The organism is Ruegeria sp. E5 (assembly GCF_056534105.1).
Genome location: NZ_JBQFPA010000002.1, coordinates 336512 through 352058, shown reverse-complemented (window position 1 = coordinate 352058; position 15547 = coordinate 336512). Strand labels below are relative to the sequence as shown.

At 55.3% G+C, this 15547-nt stretch carries 16 protein-coding genes and 1 tRNA gene; 14 read left to right on the top strand and 3 right to left on the bottom strand.

Annotated elements, in window-relative coordinates:
* Window positions 1–40: 40 nt before the first annotated feature.
* From hpaD (ACR0BI_RS09835) to ACR0BI_RS09815, 5 genes are all read left to right on the top strand, one after another.
* Complete coding sequence (hpaD, locus tag ACR0BI_RS09835; RefSeq protein ID WP_480562216.1) at window positions 41–892, top strand: 3,4-dihydroxyphenylacetate 2,3-dioxygenase; 852 nt, start codon at window positions 41–43, stop codon at window positions 890–892.
* Window positions 893–904: 12 nt separating this feature from the next.
* The gene (gene hpaD / locus ACR0BI_RS09830; RefSeq protein ID WP_480562217.1) at window positions 905–1888 is read left to right on the top strand and encodes a 3,4-dihydroxyphenylacetate 2,3-dioxygenase; all 984 of its coding nucleotides are present in this window, start codon (window positions 905–907) and stop codon (window positions 1886–1888) included.
* A gap of 62 nt (window positions 1889–1950) precedes the next feature.
* Window positions 1951–2805 carry a fumarylacetoacetate hydrolase family protein gene (locus ACR0BI_RS09825; RefSeq protein ID WP_480562218.1) on the top strand — a complete coding sequence of 285 codons (855 nt, stop codon included), beginning with the start codon at window positions 1951–1953 and terminating at the stop codon, window positions 2803–2805.
* On the top strand, window positions 2802–3602 hold the full coding sequence (gene hpaH, locus ACR0BI_RS09820; RefSeq protein WP_480562219.1) for a 2-oxo-hept-4-ene-1,7-dioate hydratase: 801 nt from the start codon (window positions 2802–2804) through the stop codon (window positions 3600–3602). Before ACR0BI_RS09825 ends, hpaH begins: the two co-directional genes overlap by 4 nt.
* Before the next feature lie 12 nt (window positions 3603–3614).
* On the top strand, window positions 3615–4673 hold the full coding sequence (locus tag ACR0BI_RS09815) for an aldolase/citrate lyase family protein (protein ID WP_223118612.1): 1059 nt from the start codon (window positions 3615–3617) through the stop codon (window positions 4671–4673).
* 552 nt (window positions 4674–5225) lie between these two features.
* On the opposite strand, the gene ACR0BI_RS09810 is transcribed toward ACR0BI_RS09815, so the two are convergent.
* Window positions 5226–5302, bottom strand: a tRNA-Pro gene (locus tag ACR0BI_RS09810).
* A gap of 126 nt (window positions 5303–5428) precedes the next feature.
* The gene (locus ACR0BI_RS09805) at window positions 5429–6544 is read right to left on the bottom strand and encodes a THUMP domain-containing class I SAM-dependent RNA methyltransferase (protein ID WP_480562220.1); all 1116 of its coding nucleotides are present in this window, start codon (window positions 6542–6544) and stop codon (window positions 5429–5431) included.
* A 299-nt stretch (window positions 6545–6843) separates the two neighbouring features.
* On the opposite strand from ACR0BI_RS09805, the gene ACR0BI_RS09800 reads away from it, so the two are divergent.
* The 7 genes from ACR0BI_RS09800 (at window position 6844) to ACR0BI_RS09770 (ending at window position 13618) form a co-directional block, all read left to right on the top strand.
* A complete protein-coding gene (locus ACR0BI_RS09800) occupies window positions 6844–8187 on the top strand; it encodes a Na(+)-translocating NADH-quinone reductase subunit A (RefSeq protein WP_480562221.1) in 1344 nt (447 codons plus the stop codon).
* A gap of 5 nt (window positions 8188–8192) precedes the next feature.
* Window positions 8193–9401, top strand: coding sequence for an NADH:ubiquinone reductase (Na(+)-transporting) subunit B (locus ACR0BI_RS09795; RefSeq protein WP_170511835.1), 1209 nt, complete (start codon window positions 8193–8195; stop codon window positions 9399–9401).
* On the top strand, window positions 9394–10209 hold the full coding sequence (locus ACR0BI_RS09790) for a Na(+)-translocating NADH-quinone reductase subunit C (protein WP_170393983.1): 816 nt from the start codon (window positions 9394–9396) through the stop codon (window positions 10207–10209). Before ACR0BI_RS09795 ends, ACR0BI_RS09790 begins: the two co-directional genes overlap by 8 nt.
* A complete protein-coding gene (locus ACR0BI_RS09785; RefSeq protein ID WP_152460184.1) occupies window positions 10209–10862 on the top strand; it encodes an NADH:ubiquinone reductase (Na(+)-transporting) subunit D in 654 nt (217 codons plus the stop codon). Before ACR0BI_RS09790 ends, ACR0BI_RS09785 begins: the two co-directional genes overlap by 1 nt.
* A complete protein-coding gene (gene nqrE, locus ACR0BI_RS09780) occupies window positions 10862–11470 on the top strand; it encodes an NADH:ubiquinone reductase (Na(+)-transporting) subunit E (protein WP_050603817.1) in 609 nt (202 codons plus the stop codon). The genes ACR0BI_RS09785 and nqrE overlap by 1 nt, the downstream gene beginning before the upstream one ends.
* A 10-nt stretch (window positions 11471–11480) precedes the next feature.
* Window positions 11481–12704: an NADH:ubiquinone reductase (Na(+)-transporting) subunit F gene (gene nqrF / locus ACR0BI_RS09775; protein WP_170393981.1), complete on the top strand. Its 1224-nt coding sequence runs from the start codon at window positions 11481–11483 to the stop codon at window positions 12702–12704.
* A gap of 134 nt (window positions 12705–12838) precedes the next feature.
* On the top strand, window positions 12839–13618 hold the full coding sequence (locus ACR0BI_RS09770; protein WP_480562222.1) for a metallophosphoesterase: 780 nt from the start codon (window positions 12839–12841) through the stop codon (window positions 13616–13618).
* Between the two features lie 4 nt (window positions 13619–13622).
* Here ACR0BI_RS09770 and ACR0BI_RS09765 read toward each other — a convergent pair whose 3' ends face one another.
* The gene (locus tag ACR0BI_RS09765; protein ID WP_170393976.1) at window positions 13623–14147 is read right to left on the bottom strand and encodes a CBS domain-containing protein; all 525 of its coding nucleotides are present in this window, start codon (window positions 14145–14147) and stop codon (window positions 13623–13625) included.
* Between the two features lie 120 nt (window positions 14148–14267).
* Here ACR0BI_RS09765 and ACR0BI_RS09760 point away from each other — a divergent pair, with 120 nt between their 5' ends.
* Both ACR0BI_RS09760 and ACR0BI_RS09755 read left to right on the top strand, forming a co-directional pair.
* A complete protein-coding gene (locus ACR0BI_RS09760; RefSeq protein WP_170393974.1) occupies window positions 14268–14453 on the top strand; it encodes a hypothetical protein in 186 nt (61 codons plus the stop codon).
* A gap of 67 nt (window positions 14454–14520) precedes the next feature.
* Complete coding sequence (locus ACR0BI_RS09755) at window positions 14521–15546, top strand: FAD:protein FMN transferase (protein ID WP_170732681.1); 1026 nt, start codon at window positions 14521–14523, stop codon at window positions 15544–15546.
* Window position 15547 lies beyond the last annotated feature (1 nt).

Sequence of the window (15547 nt, the reverse complement as noted above, 5' to 3'; positions counted from 1 at the left end):
ACGACAATCGCGCGAAAAACCTTAACTCCAGGAGCAGACCATGGGAGAAATCGTTCTTGCCGCCAAAATGACCCATGTGCCGACATTGCTCATGTCCGAGCAGGAAGGCCCGGTGAAAGGTAAACGCCAGCCTGCCATTGATGGCCACCGCGAGATCGCGCGCCGCGCCAAAGCACTGGGGGCGACCACGGTGATCATCTGTGACACCCATTGGGTGATCAATGCCGGGTTCCACATCAACGCCAATGAGAAGTTCGAAGGCCTGTTCACGTCGAACGAGTTCCCGCAATTCATTCAGGACCTGCCGTATTCCTATACGGGCAATCCTGAAATGGGCGACGCCATTGCTAAGATAGCTTCAGAAAAGGGCGCCTATACTTTGGCGCATCACCTGGACAGCCTCGGACTGGAATACGGCACACTGGTGCCGCTGCGGTTCATGAGCCGCGAGCATGATATGAAGGTTGTCTCGGTCGCGGCCTGGGCCACGGTGCATAGCCATGATGATAGCCGAATTGTCGGCGAGGCCATCCGTGAAGCGGTTGAGGCCAGCAATGAAAAGGTGCTGTTGGTCGCGTCAGGCTCGTTGTCGCACAAGATCTGGGCGAACAAGGATTATGCCGCCAATAACGGCACTTTCACCATCAGCTCGGAATTCAACCGTCAGATGGACTTGCATGTGCTTGAGATGTGGAAGAACGGCGACCACGCCACGTTCCTGAAAATGCTGGGCGACTATGCCAATTTCTGCTGCGGCGAAGGCTCGATGCATGACACGTCGATGCTCTACGGAGCGTTGGGTTGGGACGCCTATGACAAAAAATGCGAGGTTGTGACCGAGTATTTCCCAAGCTCCGGCACTGGTCAGACCAACGTCATCTTCCCCGTTTAACAGGAGGTTTCAATGCCCGTTCCAGCCCCCAACCTGTACCCCGACTTCAACACGATCCGGCTGAGCCATGTTTGCCTGAACGTCAGCGATCTTGTTGCTTCGCGCAAATTCTACTCGGAGATTCTGGGTTTGCAGGTCTCGGACGAAAGCGACACACATGTCTACCTGCGCGCTATGGAGGAACGTGGACATCATTGTGTGATCCTGCAGAAATCCGATCAGCCGGCGACTGTCGAGGTCATGGGCTTCAAAACATTCGACGAGGATGATTTGGATCGGGCCGAGGCGTATTTTATATCCAAAGGCCGACCGACCTCATGGGTTGATCGCCCCTATCAGGGCCGGACTCTGTTAACCTCGGACAATATGGGCATACCGCTGGAGTTCTATCACAAGATGGATCGCCTGGAGCCGATCCATCAGAAATACGCACTCTATCGTGGTGTGAAACCGCTGCGGATCGATCACTTCAACTGCTTCTCGACCAATGTCGATGACAGTGTCGCGTTTTATAGTGATTTCGGGTTCCGCGTGACCGAGTATACGGAAGACGAAGACAGCAAGAAACTGTGGGCCGCGTGGATGCACCGCAAGGGTGGGGTGCATGATATGGCCTTCACCAATGGCAAAGGCCCACGGATGCACCACGTGGCCTTCTGGGTGCCAACACCGCTGAACATCATCGATTTGCTCGATCTAATGGCCACCACCGGCTATGTGGACAACATCGAACGCGGCCCGGGGCGACATGGTATTTCGAATGCTTTCTTCCTGTATATCCTCGATCCCGACGGACACCGGATTGAGATTTATTGCTCGGATTATCAGACCGTTGACCCCGATCTGGAGCCGATCAAATGGGACCTGAAGGACCCGCAGCGTCAGACGCTCTGGGGCGCTCCGGCGCCGCGCAGTTGGTTTGAACACGGCACATCCTTTGTCGGTGTGGATGTAAACGAGCCAGACCTGTCTGCGTCTCCCATCATCGCACCGTAAGCAAAGTATGCTTGATCTAAAACTCTCAGTATGGGCGGGTTCCATAACGCCGAGGAGGCCTGATGCGCATTGCAACCTACACTGCCAACGGTGAAACATTTTTTGGTGCGATCACTGATGAAGGCGCGGTCGCACTAAACAGCGAATTTGCCGAGTTCAAAAGCCTCTACGAGGTTGTCGCCGCCGGGGCGTTTGGCCAATTGACCAAGGCTGCCGAAGGAACGCCCGTAACCCACACGGATTTCACCTTTGAGATGGTGATGCCGGATGTCCGCCGTATTCTGTGCGTTGGCGTGAACTTTCCAGATCGCAACGCGGAATACAAAGATGGCAGTGCCCAGCCGAAATACATGTCGCTGTTTCCACGCTTCGCCAGTGGATTTACCGGCCATAATCGCCCTCTGATCCGCCCGCCCGAAAATCACACGCTGGATTACGAGGGTGAAGTGGCCATCGTGATCGGCAAAGCAGGCCGCCGGATTTCGCAGGACGATGCTTATGGCCATATTGCAGCCTTGACCCTGTGCAACGAAGGGACAATCCGCGATTGGGTTCGGCACGCCAAGTTCAACGTCACGCAAGGTAAGAACTGGGACAATTCGGGTGCCATCGGCCCTTGGCTGGTCCCGTTCACTGATGCCGCGCAACTGGATGGCGCCCACATTCAGACCCACGTGAATGGTGAGTTGCGTCAGGACGATACGTTGAACCGAATGATGTTTCCGATCCGGCGCGAGATTGAATACATATCAACCTTTATGACGCTTCAACCGGGCGATATCATCGTTACCGGCACCCCAACCGGCGCAGGTGCACGATTTGATCCGCCAAAATACTTGGCTCCCGGCGATGTGGTTGAGGTATCCGTCGATGGGATTGGCACCCTGCGCAACACCATCGAGGATGAGCAGATATGACCCCCGAAGACCATGCGCGCGCTGCCGCCGATCTGCTGAACGCGGAAAGGACGCGACAGCAGATCGGTCTACTGACATTGCGGTATCCCGAAATGGCGATGGATGACGCTTATGAAGTGCAGAATGCCATCTATCGGGCCAAGCTGGCGGAAGGGCGCAAGGTCATCGGCTGGAAGATCGGGCTGACCTCGAAAGCGATGCAATATGCTTTGAATATCGACATACCTGATAGTGGTATCCTGTTTGACAACATGGCGTTTGAAAATGGCGGGACCGTTCCCGCAGGTCGTTTCATCCAACCACGTATCGAAGCCGAGATCGCCTTTGTCATGAAGGAAGCTATTGGTGACGCCGATGTGAGCCGCGATCAGGTTTTGCGGGCGACCGACTATGTTACTCCGTCCATCGAAATCCTCGACACTCGTATTAAGCGGGCAGACCCTGGGACTGGAAAGTCCCGCACTGTATTCGACACAATCAGCGACAACGCCGCAAATGCCGGCATTGTACTAGGGGCGGAACGCCACCCAGCGGATGCATTTGACCTGCGATGGGTAGGGGCCCTAACCTTCCGCAACGGCGAAATCGAGGAAACCGGCCTGGGTGCGGGCGTATTGAATGATCCGGTCGAAAGTGTGGTCTGGCTTGCCCGTCGCATGGCGCAATACGGCCAGAGCATTGAACCCGGCCACGTAATCCTGTCCGGCAGCTTCATTCGCCCGATCGAATGCCCATCGGGTGCGGAAATCCACGCCGATTTCGGATCGTTCGGATCCGTCGACATCAATTTTGCCTAAAGGAGCAGCGACATGCCCGCACCAAAGAACACCTTTAAGGCCGCATTAAAGGCTGGAAAGCCTCAGGTCGGGTGCTGGATCGGAATGGCCGACGCATATGCAGCAGAAATTTCCGCGACCGCAGGGTTCGATTGGTTGTTGGTCGATGGCGAACACGCACCAAACGACCTGCGCTCGACCCTTGAACAGGTGCGAGTGATCGAAAGTTCGGGCAGCGCGCCAGTCGCACGCCTACCGATTGGTGAGACATGGATGATCAAGCAATATCTCGACGCGGGTGTTCAGAGTATTCTGGTGCCGATGGTCGAAAGCGCTGATCAGGCGCGCGAACTGGTGCGAGCGGTGCAATACCCCCCACGCGGCGTCCGAGGTGTGGGATCATCCCTTGCGCGGGCTTCGCAATTTGCCAAAATCCCGGACTACCTCGATACGGCGGATGAGCAGATTTGTCTGCTGGTACAGGTAGAGAACAACGCGGGCATGGCCGCTCTGGACGACATTCTGACGGTTGATGGAGTAGACGGAGTTTTTATCGGACCTGCAGATCTGGCCGCCGACATGGGTCATATCGGCAACGCCGGGCATCCAGATGTTGTGGAGGCCATTGAAGACGCGCTGACCCGCATCGTCGCGGTAGGTAAAGCCGCGGGTATCCTAACACTGGACCCAGCAACGCAGCGTAGGTGTCTTGAGATCGGCGTGACCTTTCTGGCCACTGAAATTGACGTCACCCTTTTCGCAAAAAGCATGCGCGCAAAAGCGCAAAACGGCCTCGCGCTTTTGCCGCGACAAAACGCTATCGGATCGGCGACAACAGAAAATGCTAGCAAGTACTTACAGCAATTGTGCAAACATTGGTCACATAAGGGACAGGTCGAGTTCGATGCAAATACTGGAACCGTTTTTTTTGACAGTGGCAATGCCGTCGAACTAAAGGCGACGCCAGTAGCACTGGAAGTTCGCGCCTCGGCGCAGCCACGCGATGACCTGGACAGTTGGAAGACAGTGATTTCCGATCACCTAAAACGGTTTGCCTTTCGCGAAGAGTTTGAACTGAACTGGGATGACTAGCGACTTTTGCTAAGCTGGATATCGCAGAAAAACAAAGAGGCCCATTAGGAGCTTTGTTTTTGGTCGGAGTGAGAGGATTCGAACCTCCGACCCCTGCCTCCCGAAGGCGAGTTCCCGGGGTGAACGTAAACAAAATAAGGGCTTTGAATGCCAACCATTGCACTTCAGCGGCAGATAGCGCTGCGATAACGTTGCGGTTTCATTGCGATCAAACCCAGCATCAGTCAATTTTGGGCTCTCTCGTTGGCTCCGCTGCGCTTTGCCTGAACGGCTGCTTATCCGAAAATCGCTTAGAGGGGGATTAAGCAAAGAGCCGCACATTACCCTTCTAACAACGGTCTAGAGACGCTGTTCTTGAAATCTGACAAGCAAGCAATGGAACTGCTAAAGAACCTGATCTACGACCAGCTAAAGAGCGGTAAGAACATTGATTTGGGCGAGCTGGATGCCGTTTGAAATTCGAATTCAACCTTGAAGCAGAAATGGGAGGCCACTTTGACCTCCCATCAACATTTTACCACAAGGCCTTGGCCCTTGGGCGCCTTGTTTTATTGGTCGGAGTGAGAGGATTCGAACCTCCGACCCCTGCCTCCCGAAGACAGTGCTCTACCAGGCTGAGCTACACTCCGACCGTGGCGTGTGACCTATACCTCGTCATATCGATGTGCAAGAGGGATTTTGGGCGTACACACATATGTCGTCGCTGGATTCGAGGGGTGGTTTTAACCCTTCGCCTGATCCGCGAATTCGCTGAGTCACTGCAACGGATCGGTTCGATACAGTCGGATTTTTGTTCCGCCGTGATCAACGATTGGGCCGGGGGGAAGCATTGGCAATCGCGTTGCGCGGGCAAGTCCGGGTGTGGTGGTGATGATGCCCACACGCCATCGCTGGAAACGACTGGATAATACCTTGCCTAAACTGCCATAGAGCGACCGCAGGCGCTTTTCATCACCGATGCGTGCCCCGTAGGGCGGATTGACGATGACCAGCCCAGCTGGGCCTTCTGGCGGCTTGATATCACTGACCGAACAGTGCTGAAATCGGGTGGCATGATCCACTTGTGCCTGTCGGGCGTTAGAGCGTGAAGCCTCGACTGCGCCTGTATTGCGATCTGAGCCAAAGAATCTCAGCTCTGTTTCGGGTCGACCGGTACGAGTGCGCATTTTTTGCCAGACATCTGGATCGAAGCTTGCCAAATCTTCGAATGCGAACTGACGTGAGCGGCCTGGGGGCAGACCAAGTGCAATTTCAGCCGCTTCGATAACGAATGTTCCAGAGCCACACATCGGGTCCAGAACCGGTTCAGACCCGTCAAACCCACACTCACGCAGGAACATCGAAGCCATTGTTTCCCGCATCGGGGCCTTGGCGACTGCAGGCTTATGACCGCGCTTGTGCAAGGGCTCGCCGGATGTGTCGACGGAGATCGTGCATATGTCTTTTTCGATTCTTAGCAGCACACGGACTTTGCCATCGGGTGAGACTGAGGTGCCGAGCCCCTCGGATATGGCTTGTTCGATGCGCTGTCGCGCCGCTCCTGCATGATAGATACGAGATTTGCGGCAGGTTGCTTCGACCTTCACGGGAATGTCTGGACTGAGATAACTCGCCCACGGAAATTTTCGGGCGCGCTTGTCCAATTGCGCCAAATGCACGGCGGGGAAACTGCCCAGTCGTACCAGAACTTTGTTGGCACCACGCAATTCCAGATTAGCGCGCCAGACTTCCGGCCAATCGCCACGGCACACGACACCACCTGGAACGATCCTGGCGCCTGAGAATCCGCGCTCGATGGCCTCGGCACACAAAGGCGTTTCGAGCCCTGGAGTGGCAATCAGAAAAATCTCGAATTTATCATTGTTGTCCATTGTGGTTGCTTACACCGGTTGATCAGCCTGTGCGACACGCAAATTAAATGGGCAAATTGTTCTGAACGACCGTAAGCTCAAAAGAATGTGACATTCCTTTTCGATTTTGGGCGGTAACAGGTTTGCGTTTGCACTCATCCCCGCGTAAAGGACCCGTGATCGGAAATACGCCTGCGGATTCTGGTCGGATAATGGCGCTTTCGCGACCGGACAGACGGGAAATTTCGTGTTATTTCCTGGCATCATTGTAAGATGGCGCGCAGCAGGCGCAGGACAAAGGCTTGGAAGAACGTAGCAACATGCAAACTTTCAAACTAAAAAAAGGGTTGGATTTGCCGGTTGAAGGCGCGCCCGAACAGAAAATCCAGCCGGGGCCTGAATTCTCGTCGGTTGCCGTTCTGGGCAGTGATTATATCGGATTAAAGCCCAAGATGCTGGTGCAAGAGGGCGACGCGGTCCAGCGAGGAACGCCGTTGTTCTGCCACAAGGATGCGCCCGACGCGATGATGGTCGCGCCGCTGACCGGCAAGGTCGTGGCAGTTAATCGCGGGGCGCGACGCGTATTGCAAAGCGTGGTGATAGAGGTCTCGGATGCCAATGACGCCGGCATAGATTTCTCGGGCACCGGCGATGCCGAGACTGCCGAAGGTGTTACGGCTAAGCTCTGCGCGGCCGGGCTGTGGACTTCTTTCCGGACACGTCCTTATTCAAAGATGCCCGAACCAGGCTCCAAGCCTACAGCAATCTTCGTGACAGCCATGGACAGCGATCCACTGGCAGGTGATGCGGCATTGGTTATTGCGGATGCGGGCGAGGCATTTGCGGCTGGTCTCGCAGCTGTCTCAAACCTGACCGACGGCAAGACTTATCTGTGCCAGCAAGAGGGGGCATCCATCCCCGGTTCCGATCTGCCAGGTATAGAAGCGGCTGCGTTTTCCGGCCCACACCCCTCGGGCCTTGCTGGAACTCATATTCACTTCCTTGAGCCGCTGGGAGGGGACAAGCAGGTTTGGACCATTGGCTACCAGGACGTGATCGCGATCGGTCGTCTGATGCAGACCGGTCATCTGGATACAAACATCGTGATTGCTCTGTCTGGACCGGGCGCGCGCCAACCGCGCCTGATCCGCACCGTGATGGGCGCGTCGACGGATGACCTGACCCGGGATGAAGTGAACGTCGACGGGATCGCGCGGATCATCTCGGGGTCGATCTTGTCGGGGCAGCATGCCGATGGTCCGACCGCCTATCTGGGCCGTTTTGCGCGCCAGATCAGCATTATTCGCGAAGATCATGATCAGCACACACTGGGCTGGATTCTTCCTATGCCTTCGAAATATGCGGTACAGCCTGTTTTGGGATCGGCTTTTGCCAAGAAGCTCTATTCATTCACGTCTAACCTGAATGGTGGTCGCCGCGCGATGGTGCCGACGGGTGTATTCGAAGAGCTTATGCCCCAGGATTATCTGCCGACGCAATTGCTGCGGGCGCTATTGGTGATGGACACCGACACCGCGCAGGCGCTGGGTGCACTGGAACTGGACGAAGAAGACCTGGGCCTTGTGGGCTTTGCCTGCCCTGCGAAATATGAATATGGGCTGGCGCTGCGCGACTGCCTCACCAAGATTGAAAAGGAGGGCTGATCCACATGGGTTTGCGCAGCTTCTTCGATCGGATCGAGCCGAACTTTACCAAGGGCGGCAAGTACGAAAAATATTTCCCCATCTACGAGATGGTGGAAAGTTTTATCTACACTCCGAAAACCGTCACGACCGTCGCGCCGCATGCGCGCTCTTACGTGGATATGAAGCGGATCATGACCTATGTCGTGATTGCTACGATCCCCGCAATCCTCTGGGGGATGTATAACACTGGCTATCAGGCAAACTCGGCCATTGCTACGTTGGGAACGGATTCGGCAACAGGCTGGCGGATTGCGATCCTGCAGGTGTTCGGCATCTCGCTGAACCCTGACAGCATTTTCGCCAATGTGATGCATGGATTGATGTATTTCCTTCCGATCTACATTACCACACTGGTTGCGGGCGGTATTTTTGAGGTCATCTTCGCCACTGTGCGCGGCCATGAGGTCAACGAGGGTTTTCTAGTAACCTCGATGCTTTACACACTGATTATGCCTGCGACAGCGCCATTGTGGCAGGTCGCGTTAGGCATCATTTTCGGTGTCGTGATCGGTAAGGAAGTATTTGGCGGCACGGGCAAGAACTTCCTCAACCCAGCGCTGGTCGGACGCGCTTTCCTATATTTCGCCTATCCCGCGCAAATGTCGGGGGATTCAGTCTGGACCCCGGTGGATGGATTTTCCGGTGCGACTGCTTTGGGTATCTCCGCTGCTGAAGGCGTTCAAGCACTGGCGGCCGACGGGATCACCTGGGCCAATGCCTTCTTCGGGCAAATTCAGGGTAGCTTTGGAGAAACATCGACGCTGGCTTGCATGATTGGCCTGGCCTTCCTGCTGATGACCAAGATTGCCAATTATCGCCTGATAGTGGGCTGTCTTGCGGGCACCATAGGCTTCACGCTTCTGCTGAATCTTATCGGATCGGACACAAATCCGATGTTCGCGATGCCTTGGTACTGGCATATCGTTCTTGGGGGCTACGCCTTTGGTCTGGCGTTCATGGTAACCGAGCCCGTTTCGGCCAGTCACACCAATATGGGCCGCTACATCTATGGCGCGCTGATTGGTATCATGGTTGTGATGATCCGCGTCATTAACCCAGCTTTCCCAGAAGGTATGATGCTGGCAATCTTGTTCGGAAACGTTTTTGCGCCGCTGATCGACTATTTCGTCGTCCAGGCAAACATCAAACGGAGGGCGCGTCGCCATGTCTGATACGCAATCCAATGAACCCAAGGGAGCGATTGCCAAGTTTCTGGCTGCTTCGCCAGATTCGGTTGGCAAGACTATCTTTGTTGCCGTTGCCGTCTGCCTTGTAGCCTCGATGGTCGTGTCTGCTGCTGCGGTCAGCCTGCGCCCGGTGCAGGAAATCAACCGTTTGAAGGATAAGCAAGTCAACGTTCTGCAAGTTGCCGGCATCTACGAACCAGGCATTGATGTGACCGAGGCATTCGCTGCCTTTGAGCCGCATGTACTGGAATTGTCTACAGGTGAATTCGTTGACGATCAGTTCGACGCGACCACCTTCGATGATATCGCTGCTGCCAGCGATCCAGAACTGAGCGTCGCTTTGGACGATGACCCGGCTGGGATCGGGCGCAAGTCCAAGTACCGCGTAATCTATCTGCTGCGTGATGATGCCGGGGCGCTCGACAAGGTAATCCTGCCGCTTCACGGCTATGGCCTCTGGTCCACGCTCTATGGTTTCATCGCGCTGGAAAACAACGGCAACGATATCTACGGCCTGCAGTTCTATCAGCACGGTGAGACACCGGGCCTTGGCGCCGAGGTGGACAATCCTCGCTGGAAGGCGCTGTGGAATGGCAAAAAGCTGCGCGATGATGCAGGCGATCTGCAAATCACCGTTGCCAAGTCGCAGCCTGCGGCAGGCCCCGATTTCTATGTCGATGCGCTGGCTGGTGCCACGCTGACGTCGGTTGGTGTCGATAACCTGGTGAAATTCTGGATGGGCGACGCGGGCTACGCCCCGTTCCTGGCCAAACTGCAAGCAGGAGAGCTCTGATGTCTCAGACCAAGAAAGAGATGCTGGTCGACCCGCTTGTCGACAACAACCCGATCACGCTGCAGGTGCTGGGCATCTGTTCGGCGCTGGCGGTGACCTCGTCACTGCAGGTGTCGATGGTGATGGCGCTGGCGGTGATCTTCGTGACCTCGTTCTCGTCCTTCTTTATCTCGTGCCTGCGAAACCAAATCCCGGGTTCGATCCGGATCATCGTACAGATGGTTATCATTGCCTCACTGGTGATCCTGGTGGACCAGATCCTCAAGGCTTATGCGTTTGAGATTTCAAAAACACTGTCGGTCTTTGTCGGCTTGATCATCACCAACTGTATCGTGATGGGCCGGGCCGAAGCGTTTGCCATGAAGAACCCCCCGGTCGCGTCCTTTATCGACGGTATGGGCAACGGCATGGGCTATGGTCTGATCCTGCTGCTGGTCGGCTTCATTCGTGAGCTGTTTGGCGCCGGGTCACTGTTCGGTGTCACCATTCTGGAGACCGTCAACAACGGCGGCTGGTATGTGCCCAACGGCATGCTGCTGCTGCCGCCGTCGGCTTTCTTCATCATCGGTCTGATCATCTGGGCCTTCCGCACATGGAAGCCGAACCAGGTGGAAGAGCGTGAATACAAAATCCAGCAGGTAGAGGCCCACTGATGGAAGGTCTGATTTCACTGGCCGTAAAGGCCATCTTTGTCGAAAACCTTGCGCTCAGCTTCTTTCTGGGGATGTGTACCTTCATCGCTGTTTCGAAGAAGATTTCAACTGCGCTGGGTCTGGGCATCTCGGTCATGGTGGTGCAGGCCATCACCGTGCCGGCGAATAATCTGCTGCTGAACTATCTGCTGAAACCAGGTGCGCTGGCTTGGGCAGGTTTCCCGGATGTGGACCTGACGTTCCTTGGACTGATCTCGTATATTGGCGTGATCGCAGCGATGGTTCAGATCCTAGAGATGGTGCTGGATAAGTATTTCCCCCCACTCTACAACGCGCTGGGGATCTTCCTACCACTGATCACGGTGAACTGCGCCATTTTGGGTGGTTCACTGTTCATGGTGGAACGTGACTACAATTTTGCCGAAGCGGCGACTTACGGTCTGTCCTCTGGCTTTGGCTGGGCTCTGGCGATTACTGCGATGGCGGGTGTTCGGGAAAAGCTGAAGTATTCGGACATTCCCGATGGTCTGCAAGGCCTGGGCATCACTTTCATCACCGCTGGACTGATGGCGATGGCCTTCATGTCCTTCTCGGGCGTGAAACTGTAAGGAGGGCGGAATGGAAACCTTTGGCTTAGGTGTAGCCCTTTTCACCGTTATCGTTCTTGGTTTGGTTGCCATCATCATGGCGGCGCGGTCCAAGCTGGTTTCAACCGGTAACGTGAACATCACCATCAATGGTGAGAAAACAATCTCGGTCCCGGCGGGTGGCAAACTGCTGCAGACGCTTGCGGCAGAGAAGCTATTCGTGCCCTCCGCTTGTGGTGGTGGTGGCACCTGCGCGCAATGTCGCGTGCGCGTGCATTCCGGCGGTGGCTCGATCCTGCCGACCGAGGAAAGCCATATCACCAAGCGCGAGGCGTCTTGTGGTGACCGGCTATCCTGTCAGGTTGCAGTCAAGCAGGATATGGACATCGAAGTTCCCGAAGAGGTCTTCGGCGTCAAGAAATGGGAATGCACAGTTCGCTCGAACGAGAATGTGGCGACCTTTATCAAGGCTCTGACGCTGGACCTCCCGGAAGGCGAGGATGTGAATTTCCGCGCTGGTGGTTACATCCAAATCGAAGCGCCTGCACACCAGCTCGCCTATACGGATTTCGACGTAGAAGAAGAATACCGCGAGGATTGGGATCGCTTCAATCTATGGCAGTACAAATCCGTCGTCGCCGAACCGATCGAACGCGCCTATTCCATGGCAAACTATCCGGATGAAAAAGGCATGATCATGCTGAACGTCCGCGTGGCTTCGCCCCCTCCTGGATCCGAAGGCATTCCTCCGGGTCAGATGTCGTCGTATATTTTCAACCTGAAACCGGGCGACAAGGTCACAATCTCTGGTCCCTTTGGCGAGTTCTTTGCTCGCGAGACCGAAAAAGAGATGGTCTTCATCGGTGGTGGTGCTGGTATGGCCCCAATGCGCAGCCATATCTTTGACCAGCTCAAACGCCTTGAAAACCGCAACCGCAAGATCAGCTTCTGGTATGGAGCGCGGTCGAAGAAAGAGATGTTCTTTGTCGAAGATTTCGACACGCTGGCCAAGGAATTCGACAATTTCGAATGGCACGTTGCGTTGTCGGACGCCCAGCCCGAGGATGACTGGAAAGGCTACACTGGCTTTATTCACAACGTTCTGTTCGAGGAATATCTGAAGAACCACCCCGCACCCGAGGATTGCGAATACTACATGTGTGGTCCGCCAATCATGAACCAGTCGGTCATCAACATGCTGCTGGATCTGGGCGTGGACCGCGAAGACATCATGCTCGACGATTTCGGCGGATAAACAGAATCGGTCGGTTCCAACCCTTGGGGCCGACCATTTTCATTTTTGGGTCTGATGTTGGGCAGGCTGCCAATATCAACGTCTGCATTTGGCGAATTCCGTTTCATAATTTGCCGCATTGGACAGCAGGTCTTATGTTCACCGGATGGATCAAAAGGCTTATCGCATCTCAAACACCGCCTGATCAGACGGTGATTCTGCATTCATTGGCGCCTACAGAAAAATTCTACGCAATCGGAGACATACATGGGAGGTTGGATCTTTTACAACGGCTGCTACCTGCGCTGGATAACGACTGTCCGGTGGTGTTTGTAGGCGACTATGTTGACCGGGGCGGATACAGCGCGCAGGTGTTGCGTCAGCTACACCACCTCGAGACGAACCCTGAAACCCGGGCGATCTGCCTGAAAGGCAATCACGAAGATATGCTGCTTGGGTTTTTGTCTGATCCAACCCGGATGGAGCGTGTCTGGCTGTATAATGGCGGTGCTCAGACTTTGGCTTCGTTTGGGCTTGCGGATATTGACCAGTCCAACCCGCAAGCCGTTGCCGAACAACTGCAGCAAGCGATGGGACAACCGCTTCTGGACTGGTTACAAGATCGGCCGCTGACCTGGACGAGCGGGAATGTAACGGTTGTTCATGCCGCGCTTGATCCTTCGCAGCCGGTCGATCGGCAACAGGACAGAACTTGCCTTTGGGGGCATCCTCAGTTCCGCAAGAAACGCAGGAAAGACGAGCAATGGGTGGTGCATGGCCATACCATCGTCGACGAAGCTCGGGTCGAGCATGATGTCATTTCGATCGATACAGGTGCGTTCATCACCGATCAGTTGACGGCTGCGGAAATCTCGCCTGGTTCTGTCCTATTTATCTCGACAACGCACACCGGAATCGCGCGCGTATCAGCGTAAGTCGCTAGCCGACGATCATTTGCTTCATTCTAAGTGCTTCGTATTCCAGTTCTTTCAAGCGGAAATGAACCACATCGCCAATGGTGATCACCCCGCGCAGATTTCCATCACTCAGCACGGGCATATGCCGGAACCGGCCTTCGGTCATGGTTTTCAGCACATCGTTCAGATAATCTTCGGGGCTGCAGGTTTTAACCTCAGTCGTCATAAGATCAGCCACGGATTGGGGTAGGGTCTGGCCGGGCGTTTCCGCCATACGGCGCACGATATCACGTTCGGAAAGGATACCCTGCAGGGCACCATTCTGATCCGTCACAACAACGGCCCCGATGCGTTTTTCGCGCAAGATATCCACGACCGAGTGAATCGTGTCGTTGGGCCGCACCGAAAAAACGGCATCCCCTTTGCCTTCCATCAGTTTCGCAACCGTTGTCTGGGTATGCGACAGATTGGTCTCAACTGATTGACTGCGGGTTGTCGCCGCGGCCTTGTCGCCGCGTGTCGGAGGCTGGTAAGAGCTTGGGGCCATGGGCGGTCTCCTCTTTCACCGGTATTGTCCTTACAACCTACCTTACCGCAGGGACCGGCCCTGTATAGGGTGCAATTTCGAAAACCGGCGTAACTTGGCCACTTCAAAAGGAAATTGCTTGTGAGCAACCTGTATCTGACGCCACCAGTGGCCGCGCTGATATTTTTTATCGTGGTGGTCTGCGGCCATAATTTTCGCATGGCTTGGAAACAGCAACCGGAAGGTTGGCAAAAGCGCGCTTGGCTGTTTGGCGTCCCGGCAGCAATCGGGCTTTTTACATTGGCGTTTTTGCCGCTCAAGATTTGAGGCCGGTTTGACTCTGAACAGGCTCACTGGCATATGCCGGGCAAGAACACTCCCGGGAGATTGCACCATGCGCCCACTGATCGCACTGGCCTTACTTTTGACTGTTTCGGCCTGCTTGTTTGGCAAAGAGCCTGACGTGGTACGCCTGTCCGGCGAGACGATGGGCACCACGTTCAACATCACCGCAATCGGCGATGATTTGGACGAAGCAGCGCTGGGGCAAGCGGTTCAGGAGACCCTGGCGCAGGTCAATGCCAAGATGTCCAACTGGGACCCGAAATCCGAGGTCTCGACCTTCTCGGCCTCAGGCAGCACGGACCCCATGCAAGTGTCAGACGAATTTGCCTTCGTCATCGAGGCCGCAAATGAGGTTCACGAGAAATCCGGTGGTACGTTTGATGTTACCCTTGGTCCGCTGATCGAATTGTGGGGGTTTGGACCGCGAAAACCTGAAGACCCAATTCCGGCAGATGACGAGATCGCGACAGCGCTTGGGCAAGTGGGACAAGCGCGGTTGTTAGAATTGGATCGCGGAGCGGGCACTTTGACCAAGTCAGAGGCCGGAGTCGGAATCAACCTGTCTGCGATTGCCAAAGGCTATGGCATCGATGCGGTTGCCGCACAGCTGCGCGAGGCCGGGATCGAGAACTATATGGTCGAGATCGGTGGTGATCTGGTGACCATGGGCGAGAATGATAAAGGCGAAAGCTGGCGGATCGGGATCGAAAAACCCGAGACTGGCGCGCAATCAATCCAGTTGATCGTGCCGCTCGACAATCTGGGAATGGCGACCTCGGGTGATTACAAGAACTTCTTCGAACAGGACGGGGTGCGCTATTCGCATATCATTGACCCGACGACGGGCCGCCCGATTACTCATCGCACCACTTCGGTTACTGTTATAGCAGACAACGCCATGATGGCGGATGCGTGGGCAACGGCGATGCTGGCATTGGGTCTGGAAAAGGGTCTGGAACTGGCCGAAGAGCATAAACTTGCCGTGTTCTTCATCTCGCGGGATGTGACAAGCGGAGAAGAAGCCTATATCACCGTACAAAGCAGCGCCTTCAAGGATGCGCTGGGGACCAACTGAC